Source organism: Enterococcus sp. DIV0840, assembly GCF_050527835.1.
Classification (GTDB): domain Bacteria; phylum Bacillota; class Bacilli; order Lactobacillales; family Enterococcaceae; genus Enterococcus_L; species Enterococcus_L ureasiticus.
Map to the genome: position 1 here is coordinate 136,694 of NZ_CP172876.1, position 16,573 is coordinate 153,266.

The 16,573-nt window shown below is 38.0% G+C and carries 13 protein-coding genes; 10 read left to right on the forward strand and 3 right to left on the reverse strand.

Annotated elements, in window-relative coordinates:
- Positions 1–61 precede the first annotated feature (61 nt).
- The 3 genes from IGL98_RS00635 (at position 62) to IGL98_RS00645 (ending at position 3,765) form a co-directional block, all read left to right on the forward strand.
- Entirely contained in the window at positions 62–1,033 is a 972-nt protein-coding gene (locus IGL98_RS00635; RefSeq protein ID WP_206846921.1) for a ribose-phosphate diphosphokinase, read from the forward strand.
- A gap of 486 nt (positions 1,034–1,519) precedes the next feature.
- Positions 1,520–2,809 carry an electron transport complex subunit RsxC gene (gene rsxC, locus IGL98_RS00640; protein ID WP_206846923.1) on the forward strand — a complete coding sequence of 430 codons (1,290 nt, stop codon included), beginning with the start codon at positions 1,520–1,522 and terminating at the stop codon, positions 2,807–2,809.
- Positions 2,809–3,765, forward strand: a complete 957-nt coding sequence (locus IGL98_RS00645; RefSeq protein ID WP_242590110.1) for an RnfABCDGE type electron transport complex subunit D — start codon at positions 2,809–2,811, stop codon at positions 3,763–3,765. Before rsxC ends, IGL98_RS00645 begins: the two co-directional genes overlap by 1 nt.
- A gap of 97 nt (positions 3,766–3,862) precedes the next feature.
- On the opposite strand, the gene celB is transcribed toward IGL98_RS00645, so the two are convergent.
- On the reverse strand, positions 3,863–5,209 hold the full coding sequence (gene celB / locus IGL98_RS00650; RefSeq protein ID WP_206846930.1) for a PTS cellobiose transporter subunit IIC: 1,347 nt from the start codon (positions 5,207–5,209) through the stop codon (positions 3,863–3,865).
- 317 nt (positions 5,210–5,526) lie between these two features.
- Here celB and IGL98_RS00655 point away from each other — a divergent pair, with 317 nt between their 5' ends.
- Positions 5,527–6,711: an IS110 family transposase gene (locus IGL98_RS00655; protein WP_339099391.1), complete on the forward strand. Its 1,185-nt coding sequence runs from the start codon at positions 5,527–5,529 to the stop codon at positions 6,709–6,711.
- A 107-nt stretch (positions 6,712–6,818) separates the two neighbouring features.
- Here the strand turns inward: IGL98_RS00655 and IGL98_RS00660 are convergent, their stop codons facing one another.
- Both IGL98_RS00660 and IGL98_RS00665 read right to left on the reverse strand, forming a co-directional pair.
- Positions 6,819–8,210: a glycoside hydrolase family 1 protein gene (locus IGL98_RS00660; protein ID WP_206843907.1), complete on the reverse strand. Its 1,392-nt coding sequence runs from the start codon at positions 8,208–8,210 to the stop codon at positions 6,819–6,821.
- A gap of 187 nt (positions 8,211–8,397) precedes the next feature.
- Positions 8,398–9,171, reverse strand: a complete 774-nt coding sequence (locus IGL98_RS00665; protein WP_206843911.1) for a DeoR family transcriptional regulator — start codon at positions 9,169–9,171, stop codon at positions 8,398–8,400.
- Positions 9,172–9,314: 143 nt separating this feature from the next.
- Here IGL98_RS00665 and IGL98_RS00670 point away from each other — a divergent pair, with 143 nt between their 5' ends.
- From IGL98_RS00670 to IGL98_RS00695, 6 genes are all read left to right on the forward strand, one after another.
- Positions 9,315–11,669 carry a helix-turn-helix domain-containing protein gene (locus IGL98_RS00670; protein WP_206843914.1) on the forward strand — a complete coding sequence of 785 codons (2,355 nt, stop codon included), beginning with the start codon at positions 9,315–9,317 and terminating at the stop codon, positions 11,667–11,669.
- 105 nt (positions 11,670–11,774) lie between these two features.
- A complete protein-coding gene (locus IGL98_RS00675; protein WP_242590246.1) occupies positions 11,775–12,029 on the forward strand; it encodes a hypothetical protein in 255 nt (84 codons plus the stop codon).
- Positions 12,030–12,215: 186 nt separating this feature from the next.
- The gene (locus IGL98_RS00680) at positions 12,216–13,415 is read left to right on the forward strand and encodes an MFS transporter (RefSeq protein WP_206912425.1); all 1,200 of its coding nucleotides are present in this window, start codon (positions 12,216–12,218) and stop codon (positions 13,413–13,415) included.
- Positions 13,415–14,074, forward strand: a complete 660-nt coding sequence (gene sdaAB / locus IGL98_RS00685) for an L-serine ammonia-lyase, iron-sulfur-dependent subunit beta (RefSeq protein ID WP_206843922.1) — start codon at positions 13,415–13,417, stop codon at positions 14,072–14,074. The genes IGL98_RS00680 and sdaAB overlap by 1 nt, the downstream gene beginning before the upstream one ends.
- 19 nt (positions 14,075–14,093) lie before the next feature.
- The gene (sdaAA, locus tag IGL98_RS00690) at positions 14,094–14,969 is read left to right on the forward strand and encodes an L-serine ammonia-lyase, iron-sulfur-dependent, subunit alpha (protein ID WP_206912423.1); all 876 of its coding nucleotides are present in this window, start codon (positions 14,094–14,096) and stop codon (positions 14,967–14,969) included.
- A 64-nt stretch (positions 14,970–15,033) separates the two neighbouring features.
- The gene (locus tag IGL98_RS00695) at positions 15,034–16,464 is read left to right on the forward strand and encodes an amidohydrolase (protein WP_206843928.1); all 1,431 of its coding nucleotides are present in this window, start codon (positions 15,034–15,036) and stop codon (positions 16,462–16,464) included.
- Positions 16,465–16,573 lie beyond the last annotated feature (109 nt).

The window sequence follows — 16,573 nt, forward strand, 5'->3', positions numbered from 1 at the left end:
TGAAAAAGTGACTACTATTTATAAGGAAACTATTGTTCAGTAAAAGAAAGTGGAGGTCCTCATGTCAAAACATTATTTTGATCCTAGATTGAAAATCTTTTCTCTTAACTCGAATCGTCCATTAGCGGAAAAAATCGCTGCAGCGGTCGGTGTAGAATTAGGAAAATCTTCTGTCACTCAATTCAGTGATGGTGAAATTCAAGTAAATATTGAAGAAAGTATTCGTGGCTCTCACGTTTATATCATCCAATCAACAAGTAGTCCTGTCAATGATAATTTGATGGAATTGTTGATCATGATCGATGCGTTAAAACGTGCTAGTGCAAAAACAATCAACGTTGTGATGCCTTATTATGGTTATGCACGTCAAGATCGTAAAGCCCGTGCCCGTGAACCGATCACAGCGAAACTTGTAGCAAATATGCTTGAAAAAGCAGGAGCAACTAGAATGTTGACATTAGATTTACATGCCGTCCAAATCCAAGGATTCTTCGATATTCCAGTGGATCACTTGATGGGCGCTCCATTAATTGCAGATTACTTTATGGAACATGGCATTCAAGGGGATGACGTTGTCGTTGTTTCTCCTGACCATGGTGGTGTGACACGTGCCCGCAAACTTGCGGAATACTTGAAAGCACCGATTGCAATCATCGACAAACGCCGTCCAAAAGCGAATGTTGCTGAAGTGATGAACATTATTGGACATGTAGAAGGCAAAATATGTGTCTTGATCGATGACATGATCGACACAGCTGGGACAATTTCATTAGCTGCCAATGCATTACAAGAAGCTGGCGCAAAAGAAGTGTATGCTTCATGTACACACCCAGTACTATCAGGACCTGCTTTACAGCGCATTGAAGATTCTGCGATCAAACGTTTAGTTGTAACAGATTCTATCTACCTTTCTGATGATCGCAAAATCGATAAAATCGATGAAATCAGTGTGGGTGAATTAATTGGTGATGCGATCAAACGTATCCATGAAAACAAACCAGTCAGTCCATTGTTTGAAACGAAACGTCGTTAACATCAATCAATAAAAGTCGACAGACATTATTTTTCTGTATGTAAAAATGCAGAAGAATGATGTTTGTCGGCTTTTTTTATGCGAAAGTGTCAGATTTAGTTTTATAACAGGAAAATATTGATTGTTAATCATTTATTTTCAATAAATTCAATCCAATTATTCAACTGTGCTAGTAGGAAAACGGTTTATTGATTTTTATTTATAAAAATTCAGGAAAAATTGATTCATAGAAGAATCGCAAGTTCATCTTTGGGCAACTAGTGGAAAAAAATAATTATGGATTATATGATTTGATGCTATGCTAATTTTAATATGCAAAATAGTGTTATACATAGTAAAAATAGAAATGCAAAAGGAGTAGTCATGAAAAGAGAAAAATATGAAATTTGGGGTTTGACCACACAATTAGTTGTTGTAGCTATCGCGTTAGTCTATTACTTTTTTATTTACAGATAGACAAAAATGAACGGGGAGGAAGATAAATCAATGCTTTTTAGAATAAAAAGAAAACTCGGCGGTGTCAAGGTTCCGAAAAATAAATGGTTAACAAAGTTAGAATCCATCAATGACTTAAGCGCACCTAAGCAGATTATTTTACCAATGAATATGCACATCGGTAAACCAGCAAGGATCATCGTCTCTATCGGGCAAAAAGTGAAAATAGGAACACTGATCGGAGAAAAAGATGGCTTGATTTCAGCCAATATACATAGTTCGATTTCAGGAATCGTTGAGAAAATTGAGCAGAGAGTCATTGGAGTAAATGAAGTGTCCGTTGTGGTCATCAAAAATGATTTTAAAGATACATATGAAATACCGCAATCAGGTAGTGAAAATCTCGTGGAAACAATCAAAAATAACGGAATCGTTGGAATGGGTGGAGCTGGTTTTCCAACAGATGTAAAATTTCTTTTAAAAGAGCATCAGCAAATGGAAACCTTGATTGTAAATGCAGTCGAGTGTGAACCTTTTGTAACAGCTGATAGAAGAATCATTATTGAACAAATGAATGATTTTATCGAAGGAATCAGTCTGCTTCAAGAAATGCTGTCGATCAAGCAATGTGTGATCGCGATAGAAAGTTCATCACAAGAGGCAATCCGTGACTTGGAGGCTAAAATCGACAATGAGCGGATCAAACTAAAAATTTTACCGAATCATTATCCTCAAGGGGCTGAAAAAATCGTGATCAAAGCTGTCCTTGGAAAAGAACTACCAGTTGGAAAATTGCCAATTGATTTAAATGTTGGAATCATGAATGTGTCTACCGTATTAGCCACATTTCATGCAGTGAAAGAAAATCGCCCGTTGATTGATCGCGTTTTGACGGTTTCTGGTACACCAATCAAACATCCTCAAAACTTACGTGTAAGAATCGGCACGCCGATTGAACATGTCATTGAAGCCTGTGGTGGTTTTATTGACAGCCCAATGAAGCTGATCAATGGCGGCCCAATGATGGGAAAAGTGATCCAAAGTTTGGATGAACCAGTAACTAAAACAACGTCCTTGATCCTTGCTTTGACTCGAGAAGAAGCAAATATTCCTAAAGAGCAAAATTGTATCCGCTGTTCAGAATGTGTGAATGCTTGCCCCGTCAATTTACAGCCGATTTCGATCAGTAATGCGTATCGAGCAGGTGATATTGAAGAAGCAGAGCGATTAGGTGTATTGAATTGTATCGATTGTGGGGCCTGCTCTTATATTTGTCCATCAAAAATTGATATTTTAGGAGATATCCGAGCAGCAAAACAGAAAGTGTTGGGGAGCAGATAATGATAAATACAAAATATACAAGTACAGGATCGTTTATGGGACCTCATATTAGAGAAAAATGGACATCACAGTGGATCATGCAGCAAGTATTGATTGCTTTGATGTTTCCGACAATTGCGGCGACTTACTTTTTTGGATTATGGTCTTTAGTGATGGTGGTTGTGAGTATTGTTGCATGTGTAGGATTTGAGTTTGCTTTTCAGAAAATCGTTTGGAGAAAAGTGACGATAACGGATTATAGTGCAGTGATCACAGGGTGGCTTTTGGCATTGACGTTGCCAGTTACAGCTCCTCTATGGACACTTCTTATTGGCGATTTTATTGCAATTATTGTAGTAAAACAATTGACTGGCGGTATTGGTAGAAATTGGCTCAATCCAGCGGTTGCTGCCCGTGTGTTATTGAAATTATTATTCTCACCGTGGATTACAAATTGGGTCACACCACAACCAGATGTTGTGGCAACAGCTACGCCATTGGTTGACTTAGGACACTTTGCTAGAGAGGTTTCTCCATCAACGCCTGATTTAGTTGATTTATTTATGGGATTTGGGTTAGGTGGACCGATTGGAGAGACGTGTAAGTTTGCTTTGCTTTTATCAGCTGTTTATTTGATTGCACGTAAAATCATCAATCCGTTGGTACCAGTTCTCACGTTAGGATCATTTTATGGGGCAATCTTGCTGTATAGTTCATTTGATTTTGACTTTGCGAATGCTCATTTGTTGAGTGGCGCGTTGATTTTTGCCGCAGTCTTTATGGTGACAGATTATACGACTTCGCCGCTGACGGATAAGGGGAAGTATATTTTTGCGATAGGCTGTGGTGTTTTGGCAGCAGTGTTGAGAATTTGTATTGATTTACCTGGTGGAATCGGTGTGGCGATTTTGGTGATGAATTTGTTGACGCCGTTGATTAATAGATATACGGCGTCTAAGATTTATGGAGAAGGATAAGGCAGTTTGTTTTCGGTAGAGAACAAATTATAATAACAAAAAAGATAACAGTTTCTGTAATAGAGCTGTTATCTTTTTTATCTTTATTCAATTCAGCTTAATCTTTTTTCACAGCCGCCATCTGTTCTACGTACAACTTCCCATCATACATCTTGAAAAACGGATAATAACAAACAATCGAAACTGCCAAATTAATCAATGCAAGTAACACTGCTCTAAAATCGCCACCAGTTCCCAGAAATGCCCCGATTCCCACAGGAGAAATCCAAGGAATCCCAGTCGTCACCTTATTCACGAAACCAACGGATGAAGCAAAATAAGCAATCGTCACATTGATCAAAGGTGTCACAATAAACGGAATGATCAAATAAGGGTTATAAACAATCGGTGCCCCAAAAATCACAGGTTCATTGATATTAAACAAACCAGGAAGCACCGCCGCTTTACCAAGTACCTTAAGCTGGTCTGACTTTGCCACAAAAATCATCAGTAAAACCAAGCCAAGTGTACTACCAGCACCACCGATGAAGATATACATATTAATGAAATCCCCAGCAAAAATATTGGTTCCGCCATTCACATTCTCAGTCAGCGCAACGAGTAAAATCGGATTGATAAAACTATTTTTAATCACGGCAGTCCCATGAACCCCAACAGCCCAAAGCAGATGAATCAACAACATAATAACAATGATACCCAACCAAGAACCGGTCAAATCTTTAACAAACTCAAACGGTTTTGATAATAAACCGTGTAAATCAGTATGGAATATCGCTAAAATCGTATTAATAAATATCATCACGAACGCAATAAAAATAGCAGGAATCAATGAAGCAAAAGCTTTACTTACACCATCAGGAACTCCTTCAGGCATCCGAATGGTAACGTTTTTTTTCACACACCAACGATAAATTTGAGTTGAAATCACGGCAGTGATGATCCCAATAAAAATCCCAACACCACTAAAACGAGTGACCCAACCACCAAGTGCGACCCCATTATAAACAATTGACGTTTCACTTTCTGATTGAATCAACTGGGCACCGCCATCAACGATATCAGTTTGGATAATCGTCATCAAAAAGGCAAACAATCCTAAAATAGCCCCAACAAAACTACTTAGCCCGTCACTTTCTTCTTTCCGGTAAATATCCGTTAAATAATAAGCAGTCGCCAAACAATAAAAAATGGCGATCGATCCAATCGACATAGTAGTAGCCACGCTATAGATCGGTGCGAATTTCAAGATCGTATTCTCAAAAAATGGTGCCAATGGCGGAATGATTTGCGGTAAATTATTAATGATCAGGAAAATCGATCCGACGATCGTAAATGGCACCGTAATGATCCCAGCCTGCATAATAGCCCGAATAAAGCGCAAGTTTGCAACTTTATTCAAAGGCGGCATCAACTTTGTTTCCAAAAACGTAAATACTTTATTCATTTTTTTCTCCTTGTATATTATATTTAAGGTTTTAATCTTCCGATTTTAGTGGATAACCTTATGAACCATTGTTATTTTTCATTAGGTATTAACTCAATAAATTTGAGATAATATAATTACTGGATTGAGAGGCTATGTCGTTTTCTCCTTGAGTCTATGAGCTCGTCATCGAAAGACTGACACCTCTCTCTGTTTAGCTGTTTACGAATGAGTTAGATGTTGAAAGCCTTCTGGCTTTACTCCGTATCTAGAACAAGGTAGTAACGCTTTTCAGTTGAGTGGATTTCAATCCAAATCCTTATGAAGGCGGTATAATTATGTTCTACATTGGAATTGATATTGGGAAACGTTCCCATGTTGCTTCAATCATGAATGATGAAGGAAAGGTTGTTCTTAAAGGATTTTCTTTTCCGAATACCATTGAAGGTGGAGAAAAATTACTTGGAAAAATTCATGATTTTTCTTCTTCATCAGATGATTTTACTGTAGGTATGGAAGCTACCGGTCATTATTGGTTAACGGTTTTTTCATACTTACATGAAAAAGAGTTTTTAATTCATGTTCTTAACCCCATCCAAACGGATGGGTGGCGTAAAGGGACAGAAATTCGTAAACGTAAGAATGATATTATTGATTCAGTTTTAATTGCAGATCTGATTCGCTTCGGTTCCTTTGTTGAAATGACACTCTCTGATGAAAATATTTTTTCTCTTAAACAGCTTTCCCGTTATCGTACTTACCTAGTTGGGACAGCGAGTGACTTTAAACGTAAAATCATTGCCGTATTAGACCAAGTTTTCCCTGAGTATGACTCAGTATTCGGTAAATCAGGTGTTTTTGGTAAAGCATCAAAAGAAATTTTACTTGAATTTAGTTCTCCTGAAACACTCCATGATATCTCTGCGAATACTCTTGCGAAACTACTTAAAGAAGCGAGTCACAATCGTTTAGGGATAGATAAAGCCAATGCCTTAAAAAGTGCTGCGAGTCGATCTTTTGGTATTACTTTTGCTCAAGAGACCTTTACTTTCCAATTACGATCAATGATTGAACAACTTAAATTTCTGGAAGCCCAAATTAAAGATACTGAAACTGAAATCAAAAAAATCATGGTTACTCTGCATTCTGTCATTGAAACGATCCCAGGGATCGGACCAATCAATGGCGCTACTATTCTTGGGGAAATTGGAGACATTAGTAAATTTTCCAATCCTACAAAATTAGTCGCATACGCTGGTCTAGACGCGACTGTTTCTCAGTCTGGTCAATATCAAGCAACACATAACGTTATGAGTAAACGTGGTTCCCCTTATCTTAGAAAAGCCTTATTTTCAGCTGCTTTAATTGCAGTACAACATGATCCTGTTCTTAAAGCCTTCTACGAAAAGAAACGTTCTGAAGGGAAACACCACCTCACAGCTCTTGGAGCAGTTTCCAGAAAGTTATGTTACATCGTTCATGCGATTCTCAAAAAGAACGAACCTTACGAAATACGAATGTAACTCAAAAAAATACCTTTGCTTTCTCTTATTTGTTATGCACTTTTTTGTTATTAAATTTTGGACTAATTCTTTTATTCTTTACTTGACTTCTTATAGTTAGTCTTTCCTTATGAAGGCAATTGATTCGTTTCGATCAAGGTTTGATACCAGTAAAAACTATCTTTTTTGTAGCGAGTGAGTTCTTTTTCATCATGTTCTGTGCGATCTACATAAATAAAGCCATAACGTTTACTAATCCCTTCATGAACGCTGATCAAGTCGATGGCGGACCACGGACTATAACCAATCAAGTCAACGCCAGCTTCGATTGCTTGTAAACATTGATCGATATGTTGTTCCAAATAGTTGATGCGATAATGATCATGAATTTTGCCATCCTCGGTAAGTTCATCTTTTGCCCCTAAACCATTTTCGGTAATAATGATCGGTAAATGATAACGATCGTAAAGTGTTTGAAGTGTTGTTTTCAACCCATCAGGATCGATCGTCCAGTTGAATTCGTTTTTCTTCAAATAAGGATTGGTAAAGCCTTTATAAAAGCCCCATTCCATAATGTCTTCACTTTGCTGATCACTGATCCCGTTTGCCATACCCTCTTTTTCTGTTGGTTTTTCAACTGTAACCGTCGTGTAAAAATTCATTGCAACAAAATCTGGGAAATTATTTTCCATCAACTCTTTATCTTCTGGGGCAAAGTCGATCGTTATGTTATTACGGTTCAGGTAATCTTTAAAGACAGCGTTATAGCGACCAAAACAAGAAAAGTCCAGATAGGCCCAGTTTCGAACGCTATTAAAATAAAGTGCGGCTTGATTGTCCATTGGTTTGCTAGTGGCTGGATAAACTAAGGAAATATTTGGAACAGGCCCGATTTGTCCGCCAACAACTAATTCGTGGCATCGTTTGAATGCATATTTTTCAGCAATCATTAGATGATGAAATTGTTGGTATTTTTCTTGCAGCGGAATTTCTTTTCCTAGAATTTTTTTATCGACTAATAGCATGATGTTTGGCTCATTGATCGTTAACCAATGTTTTACGCGGTCTCCATAAGCATCAAACAAGGTTTCAGCATAAATTTTAAAGGCATCTACTGTACTGCGAACGCTCCAACCACCTTCGTCTTCTAAAGCTTGAGGGAGATCAAAATGATTCAATGTGATATATGGTTGAATATCGTATTTTAGTAATTCATCAATGACATCGCTATAATGTTGTAATCCTTTTTGATTGATGTCTCCTCGTCCATTTGGGAAAATTCGTGTCCAGGCAATCGAGAAACGGAAAACCTTGATGCCCATCTCAGCTAATAAACCAATATCCTCCTTATAATGATGATAATGATCGACAGCGACTGTAAAATCTGCGATATCATGATTATCTCTTTGGCGCGTGTCTTGTACACTCAAGCCTTTGCCGTCAATAGTATAGGCACCTTCTGTTTGATGGGCGGAAATCGATGCGCCCCATAGGAAATTTTCTGGAAATGTATGTGTCATTGGTTTCTCCATTCTGTCTTTTTTATAAAGCGTTTTCTTTGGCTCTAGAATAAGTGATTGTTTGAGTAAATTCAATACAATCAAAAGAACTGTTCATGAAAGAATTTTTATGAACAGTTCAAGAGGAGAGTCTGCGTTCATTTTACCGATTACCTAAGAAAAAGCTAACCTACCCAGTATACCTTTTTTATTCAAATAACACTTTAACGGGGATTTCTTGTGCTTGATAGCTTGTTAAAATGGAAGGTGAAATCGACGTATCTGTATATAACCTATCAAACAAAAACGTTCGATCGATCATGAATGAGCTGACGGTTTCTAAGTTAACGGAAGGAGTATAAACGATTTTTAGTCCTTTGGTATGCTGGATCATGGTCCGATAAACAAAGGATTCGTTCAATGTTTTGGTCGTTACTTCATGTGTGTTAAAGCCTGCTGCTTCAATAATACAAAGATCTGCTGCAACCTTATTAAAGGAATGGGTAGCAAAATCACCAACAAGGGCATTCGTGTTTTTCTCCAATTCACCGCCACTGATTGAAATCAAGGCTTTTTTATCAGAATGATCAATAGAAAAGGCGGTAGCATCATTAGTTAAAATAACGATGTCAAAAAAAGAGAGTGCATAAATTAGTTCAGTAGAAAAAAGGCCTGCACCGATAAAAAGCTGTGCACCATCCACTAAAAAAGGTTTGATTTCCTCGACAAAAATCATAACGGGAAAGGTTATTTTTTCTAGTTGGACTGGTTGTTTCAACTCGTTAGTAGGAATCAATTTCACTCCGCCGTAAAAACGTTCGATCATCTTTTTCTTTTCTAAAAATAGTAAATCCCGCCTAATAGTTACGGCTGAAACATTAAAAAATTTTGCGAGTTCTTTAACAGTCAAACTGTCACTTTCTTTTAATCGTCTAATTAAATTTTCCCTTCTTCTAAAGACATCGCCCTGACTGATTTTCATTTTTTCCTCCCATCTTGGAACGCTATCATTTTTAAATTATCCATAGTATAGACAATTTCCCACCAAAAAGACAGCTTGTTTCAACGAGAATTTGATGCTATATTTTGTTAAAGAAAACACAAAGTAGTAAGGAGGGGCTGTTTATGGTAGAGACCAAGCAATTTCCATTTCATCTGTCGTTGATGAAAGTCAGTTACGCACCACCGCAAATCAGTGAGTATTTAACACTTTTTCTCATGCTTAGTGGCAGTATGATCGTAACGATAGGGGAAAAGGACTATCAGCTAAATACAGATGATGTATTGGTCATTAATCCGCATCAACAGTATCAAGTAAAAAGCTCTGATAAAAATCTATTGTTGTCATTACGCATTTCGAGAACCCCATTGATCGCTCACGTTAAAGAAAATTGGCTACCATACATCGATTGCGCCTCAACAGATGCGAAATCCGCTGATGCAGAAAAATTCCAGCGATTGCGTGAGGCTTTGGTCCATTTAATGGCTGCCTATTTTAAACAAAACGAAGAGGCTGAATTGGAAATTTATCAGCATTTATTTACTGTATTGAAACAATTAGTCAAAGAGTTTAAAAAAGAAGTCGTTACGGTTCCAAAAGTTGCGACCGAATTAGCCGATGATCGAATGAATCAATTATTAGAAGAAATTCAAAAGAATTACGATCAGCCGATTTCATTGGAGTCATTAGCTGAAAAAAGTGGGCTATCTTATTATCATTTGTCTCGTTCGTTTAAAAAGCAGGTGGGGGTCAATTTCACTAAGTATTTAAATCAAATTCGCCTGATGCACGCGGCGGAAAACTTGATTTTGACGTCACAATCAGTGATCAAGGTTGCTTTGAATAGTGGTTTTTCAAATACGAAAAATTTTCACCAAGTATTCAAGAAACAGTATGGGGTAACGCCTGCAAGTTTTCGTAAAAAATTTTCTCTGACGAGCAATCAGATAAAACAGACGGCAGGAAATGCAGATTATCAAGAAATAACTGGAGCAGCAGCGTTACAAGAGCTGGCAAAGTATTTAGTAGAAAAAGATATCGTTGATGAAAATGCTGCGATTGAGCAACGTATGCAGCTAGTGTTACCCTCGGAGCCTCAACCAAATTATAACAGTAGTAAAAAAATCATCAAAATCGGTCCTGCTGGAGAAGGCTTAGCAAATGGTGTACAGCGTGAATTGTGCATTTTACAACAGGATTTGACCTTTGATTTAGTTCAATTTGAAGGTTTTTGCGAAGAAACGAATTTTGAAAATGATATTTTGATGGTATCAGAGTATATTTTAAACAACCAATGGTTCGATTTTTTAGTGAAGATCCAGCTGAAACCGATGATTCAGCTTTATTTACCTGAAGAGTATACTGAAAAAGAAGAGGTTCAGTTATGGTGTGATAAGCAGTTGAAAATCATTCGTCATTTCGTTAATCGCTATGGCCGAGAGGAAGTAAATCAGTGGTACCTTCAATGGTCATTGCCTAAAGTAAGCGGGATCTGGAACCATGGTAGTCGTTGGGGCTATCATTATTTTTATCGTAAATTGAAACAGTTAGTTCCTTGCTGTAAGTTAGGATTGATGTCACTGCGTTCGTTAGATGAAACAGAATACGAGCAATATCAAGCTTTTATTGATGAACAAGGAATCCAGCATTGTCTCCCGGAATTTATTAGTTTCCATGCAGATCCTTATGCAACAGCACTGATCAAAGAGGAACATGCGTTGCATTTTAAAAAGTACCAACAAGCTATTTTAAGTAGAGTAAAGTCGGTCATTACTGCACATCAATCAGAAGCTAATTCCGTTTTTTCAGATTGGGCCCCCGAGTTGTTTTTAACAGATTGGAATACATTAGTAGGCGAAGGCAATACCTTTTCGGGCACGTTTTTCCGTTCAGCGCTGATCTTAGAATCAATTGTTGAATTGTCAAAAGAAGTGACGGGAATTGCTTTTTGGTTGAACATCAAGGTAAAAGAACGACAAACTCATACAAGAGAAGACAGTAGTTTATCTGTTTTTCTTTATGAGGAATTACGGCGTCCATTATTCTTTTCATTGCGTTTTTTGAACCATTTAAAAGGAGAACTGCTTGCTAGCGGAGACGGCTATATTTTGACACGAAATCAAGGGCAGTATCAGCTGTTACTTTACAATTCAAGCTATTTAGATCCGCTTTATTCAGTCGATACATTTCAAGTTCAGTATCAGACAAAAAAAGTCAGGATTCATTTAAGCGAGCTGCCTGTAGGGAATTATTTGATTCGGGAATATGTCTTGGATAAAGATCATGGCGGGATTTATAATGATTGGATCAGAGTTGGCGGTCAAGCGGAGTTAGATCATGAGCTGCAGAAATACTTGGAGCAAAAGATCGTCCCTAAGTTTGAATTGAAAAAAGAGCAGATTGATTCGTTTGGTTATGAGTTGGAAGCAACATTGACGTTGAATGCGTGTCAGTTGTATTTGTTTCAGCCTTTGTACTGATCTAAAGAGTAATATGAAAAATACGAAATAGGCTTCGATTCTCAGCGTTGATTTAATAATCGAATTTTAGAATAGGGCCACTAAGGAGTGATCGGATTGGAAAAAATGGATAAAATTTCAGATTTTTTTGATGATCGACGACAAGCAAAGCATAAACGGATTAGAGAAAAAAATGATAAGCTACGAGCAAAAGGGAAAACGCCTGTTAAAAAAGGCTGGAGAACGATGGTAAATACAGGAACAGGTGGTATTAATCAGGATCCTACTACAAGAGTTTATGATGTTGCCCAACAACAAAAAAATATTTCGGAAGAACATGAAATGAATGAACGTCGCTCAGGTGAGGTTAAAAGGAAATGAATAACTTAAATTAGTACAAGGAAGAGCAAAAAAGACTAGTCTTTTTTTGCTCTTCCTGTTTATTTCTCTCCATATTCAAAATATTAAGACCATATCAAGCAATTAAAGTAATTTTTATTTGTGAATTGTTTAATATAATGAATTCATAGAAAACGTTTTCTTATAATTGAGCTATGGAGGAAAAAAATGGAGACACAAGTTGAAAAAACAGTAGTAAACAAAAGTAGTGCTGGGTTGATTTTTGCCTTAATGGCTGGATATTCGATGATCTACATGGACAAGAGCATGATTTCTACAGCAATTATAACAATGGCAGAAGAATTTTCTTTGGATACAGGTCAAACAGGGTTGATTATGTCGTTCTTTTTCTTGGGCTATTCACTGATGCAAATTCCTGGTGGTTGGTTAGCCGATAAAATCGGAGCAAAAAAAGTATTGATGTTGTCACTAGCAATTATTTCAATTTTCTCATTCGCATTTGGTGCAGTTAGCAGTTTGATGTTATTTATGGTTATCCGCTTTTTTGCGGGATTAGGCCATGGCGGCTATCCGCCGAGTTGTTCAAAATCAATTGCCGATAATTTTCCGCAAGAACGTAGAACCTTTATTCAATCATTGATTCTATCAACATCAGGTATTGGCGGAATTTTAGCTTTTACGTTAGGAGCCAATTTGATTAACATAAATTGGCGTTATGGTTACTTAGCGTTAGGAACATTATTTGCGGTTGCGTTAGTTCTTGTAGGAGTATTTGTTCCTAAACAAGCAACAAGCGAAAAAACGAGTGGCAATAAACCTGCAATCAAATTTAGTCAGGTAATCACAAATCGTAATGTCTTAGTTTTGTTTGTTGCAATGTTATTATTGAACTTTTTACTTTATGGAAATATGTCTTGGTTGCCAAGTTTCTTAGCGAAAAAATTTGCGATAGATATTAAAACAATCAGTTACTTATTAGCTGTGAATGCAATTTTTCAAACCATAGCAACGATGTTTGCAGGAAAACTATTATCTAAACTATTTTTAGGTAAAGAGCGCATTTTTATAATTAGTGCCACTGTTTTAGCAGCTATTCTAGTTGCAGCTTTTGTTGCATCAAATAATTTAGTAGTATCAATGATTTGTTTGATCTCAGTCAGCATGGTTTCCGTTAGTGCTTTTACCGCGATTTTCACATGGCCGCATAAAATCATGGACCCATCGATTATCGGTTCTTCAATCGGAATCATCAACACTGGTGGAACATTAGGTGGATTCTTAGCACCGATGATCTTAGGCCAATTGATCAAAGCCGCTGGTGGTTCATTTACGTTGGCATTCGGTTTTATGGCAGTAGCAAGTCTACTTTGCGGACTTTGTGTATTAGGAGTGAAAAAAGAAGCGTAATGTCAGACAAAAAATTTAAATACAAAAGTGCTTTTGATATCATCGGTCCAATCATGGTCGGTCCCTCCAGCTCTCATACAGCTGGAGCGGTCAGGATCGGTAATATGGCAAGAGAACTTTATAAACATACACCTAAAAAATTAATCGTGACATTTTTCGGTTCATTTGCTGAAACCTATAAAGGACACGGTACAGCGGTTGCAATCGTTGCAGGCGTCTTAGGTTTCGAAACACATGATGAACGTATTCCAGACGCTATTGAAATTGCGGAAAAACAAGGAGTCAGCATAGAATTTCTAGTTAGTGCAAAGGAAACAGAACATGCGAATACAGTCAATTTAGAGTTGATCGATGAACAAGAAAAATTGAATCTAACAGCTATTTCTATCGGTGGCGGTAGTATTCAACTGATTGAGCTCAACCATCACTCCACTTTATTGAATCAAGACCAAGGCAATGGTTTAGTTTTTACCGCAGATCTAAAATCGGCTCTTCCAAGTGTAGAAAATGCATTGGAAAGTCCAGCTTTTATAGAGGTTCAGAAGTTAAATCAAGAAACGGTTTTCTTTGTGGAAACGGTCAGTGACATCAGTCAAAAATTAGTAGCAAAAATCAGAGAAATACCGGGAATAACAGCAGTTTTGCCTACGACCGGCTAAATTAGAGGACGTGAATTTTTTGTTTGAATCAATTGAAGAACTCGTACAACGAGCAAAAGAGAACCAATGTAAAATATCCGAGGTCATGATCGCACAAGAAATAGAAACATCCGGACGCGGTAGAACCGAAATCATGAACCAAATGATGCTAAACTTAGAAACGATGGAAACTGCCGCTGCCAAAGGTGTGCAAGGTGTGCGCTCGCATTCTGGTTTAACTGGGTATGATGCGAAAAAATTACAAGCTTATTTAGATAATAAAAGTGTTCTGACAGATAATACCTTTGTTAAAGCTTTATGTTATGCGGTCGCAACTAATGAAGTCAACGCAGCAATGGGCATGATTTGCGCCACACCAACAGCAGGTTCGGCAGGCGTTGTTCCAGGCGTTTTGTTAGCCTTTAGTGAAAAATTCACCTCAACGCGAGAGGACATGTTGCACTTTTTATTTACAGCGGCGGCTTTTGGATTTGTCACAGCGAATAATGCTATGATTTCAGGTGCAGAAGGCGGTTGTCAGGCCGAAATCGGTTCGGCATCTGGAATGGCAGCAGTGGCATTAGTCGAGATGGTGGGCGGCACACCAGAACAAGCCAGTCACGCCTTTGCGATTGCTTTGAATAACTTGATTGGTTTAGCTTGTGATCCTGTTGCAGGGCTAGTAGAAATTCCTTGTATTAAACGGAACGCAGGAGGAACGTCAAATGCCATCAGTGCAGCAGAAATGGCTTTAGCAGGAATTGAAAGCGAGATCCCAGCAGACGAAGTGGTCGAAACAATGTATCGTGTTGGGCGGAGTATGCCAGCCGATATTCGTGAGACTGGGATCGGCGGATTAGCTGGAACAAAAACTGGAAAACGAATCGCCAAAGAATTATTTGGGATCGATCGATAAATTAAAATATATATGATTTAACTAAATAGCCTATTGAATACAATTAAGAAAGGAAGAACTAAGAATGAATGCAAAACAACAAATTTTAACATTGATCGATGCAAAAAAAGATCAATTTATCGCAGCGGCAGATCAGATTTGGGGAACACCAGAAACGAGATTTGCTACTACAGAATCTGTAAAACCTTTTCTAGAAATTTTAGAAAAAGAGGGCTTTTCAATTGAAAAGGGAGTTGCTAACATGGAATATTCATTTGTTGCAACATACGGCAGTGGCAACCCTGTTATTGGCATCTTAGCTGAATACGATGCGTTAGGTAATTTAAGTCAAGTCGCTGATTTAGGGGAACAAAAAGCAGAAGTCGAAGGCGGTAATGGACATGGCTGTGGCCATAATTTGCTTGGAACGGGTGCATTAGCTGGTGCTATTGGCGTTAAAGATTTGATGGAACAAGAAAAGTTAACGGGGACGATTAAATTATTTGGTTGTCCAGCTGAAGAAAGTGGTTATGGTAAAGCATTCATGGCAAGGGACGGCGTGTTTGATTGTCTTGATGTTGCTCTTTCATGGCACCCAATGGACACAAATATGGCTTGGGGCTTGAGCAGTTTAGCTGTTTATCAAATTTATTATAACTTCAAGGGTATTTCGGCTCATGCAGCAGCAGCTCCTGAACAAGGACGCAGTGCGCTTGATGCAGCAGAATTAATGAATATTGGGGTTCAATTTTTACGCGAACATATCATTGATGAAGGCCGTGTTCACTATGCCTTTATGGATGCTGGCGGAGAATCTGCGAATGTAGTTCAACCGACAGCGAGCTTATATTACTTTATTCGCGCACCAAAACTAGAACAAGCAGAAGAAATCTACAAACGTGTCAACAAAATCGCAGAAGGTGCGGCGTTAATGACTGAAACAGAGCTTGAAATCGTCTTTGACTCTGCCTGTGCTAACTACTTGCCAAACCAAGCGGTTACTACAGCCATGTATGAGAATTTTAAAGAATTCGGCAACTTGAATTTAACAAAAGAAGACCAAGAGTATAGCCAAAGATATTATGACAGCTTAAATGAAGCGACAAAAGCAAATTTAATAACTAGAGCAAGACAAAGCAATCCAACTGCTAGTGAAGAAGAAATAGAACGACTTGGAACAATGCCAGTCTTAGACCAAATCAGCCCCTTGGTTTTCTCAGAAGCAACGTCTGGTTCAACGGATGTGGGTGACGTTAGCTGGGTTTGCCCAACTGCTCAAGTGTTGGTTGGCTGTGAACCTCAAGGAACGCCGCCGCATTCATGGCAATGGGTAGCAAACGGGAAATCATCTGTGGCACACAAAGGATTACTAGCGGCAGGTAAAACAATTGCAACAACAGCTTATGATTTATTGATCAATCCTGAATTAGTTGCACAAGCGAAAGCAGAACACCAAGCTACAGTTGGTGGGAAGAAATATCAATCGGCAATTCCAGCAGAGGTAATGCCTAAATAATGATGTACGACTGGTTTAAGTAAAAGCTTGGACCAGTTTTTTATTGCAAAACAGTTGTTGCTCTTAAAATTAAAATTTGATAAGATGAAAGTGTATCAATTATAATGAA

Bases quoted from the DNA above. Each gene is read 5' to 3' on its own strand.
- IGL98_RS00635 (WP_206846921.1), top strand. From the start codon at position 62: ATGTCAAAACATTATTTTGATCCTAGATTGAAAATCTTTTCTCTTAAC.
- rsxC (WP_206846923.1), top strand. From the start codon at position 1,520: ATGCTTTTTAGAATAAAAAGAAAACTCGGCGGTGTCAAGGTTCCGAAA.
- IGL98_RS00645 (WP_242590110.1), top strand. From the start codon at position 2,809: ATGATAAATACAAAATATACAAGTACAGGATCGTTTATGGGACCTCAT.
- celB (WP_206846930.1), bottom strand. From the start codon at position 5,209: ATGAATAAAGTATTTACGTTTTTGGAAACAAAGTTGATGCCGCCTTTG.
- IGL98_RS00655 (WP_339099391.1), top strand. From the start codon at position 5,527: ATGTTCTACATTGGAATTGATATTGGGAAACGTTCCCATGTTGCTTCA.
- IGL98_RS00660 (WP_206843907.1), bottom strand. From the start codon at position 8,210: ATGACACATACATTTCCAGAAAATTTCCTATGGGGCGCATCGATTTCC.
- IGL98_RS00665 (WP_206843911.1), bottom strand. From the start codon at position 9,171: ATGAAAATCAGTCAGGGCGATGTCTTTAGAAGAAGGGAAAATTTAATT.
- IGL98_RS00670 (WP_206843914.1), top strand. From the start codon at position 9,315: ATGGTAGAGACCAAGCAATTTCCATTTCATCTGTCGTTGATGAAAGTC.
- IGL98_RS00675 (WP_242590246.1), top strand. From the start codon at position 11,775: ATGGATAAAATTTCAGATTTTTTTGATGATCGACGACAAGCAAAGCAT.
- IGL98_RS00680 (WP_206912425.1), top strand. From the start codon at position 12,216: ATGGAGACACAAGTTGAAAAAACAGTAGTAAACAAAAGTAGTGCTGGG.
- sdaAB (WP_206843922.1), top strand. From the start codon at position 13,415: ATGTCAGACAAAAAATTTAAATACAAAAGTGCTTTTGATATCATCGGT.
- IGL98_RS00695 (WP_206843928.1), top strand. From the start codon at position 15,034: ATGAATGCAAAACAACAAATTTTAACATTGATCGATGCAAAAAAAGAT.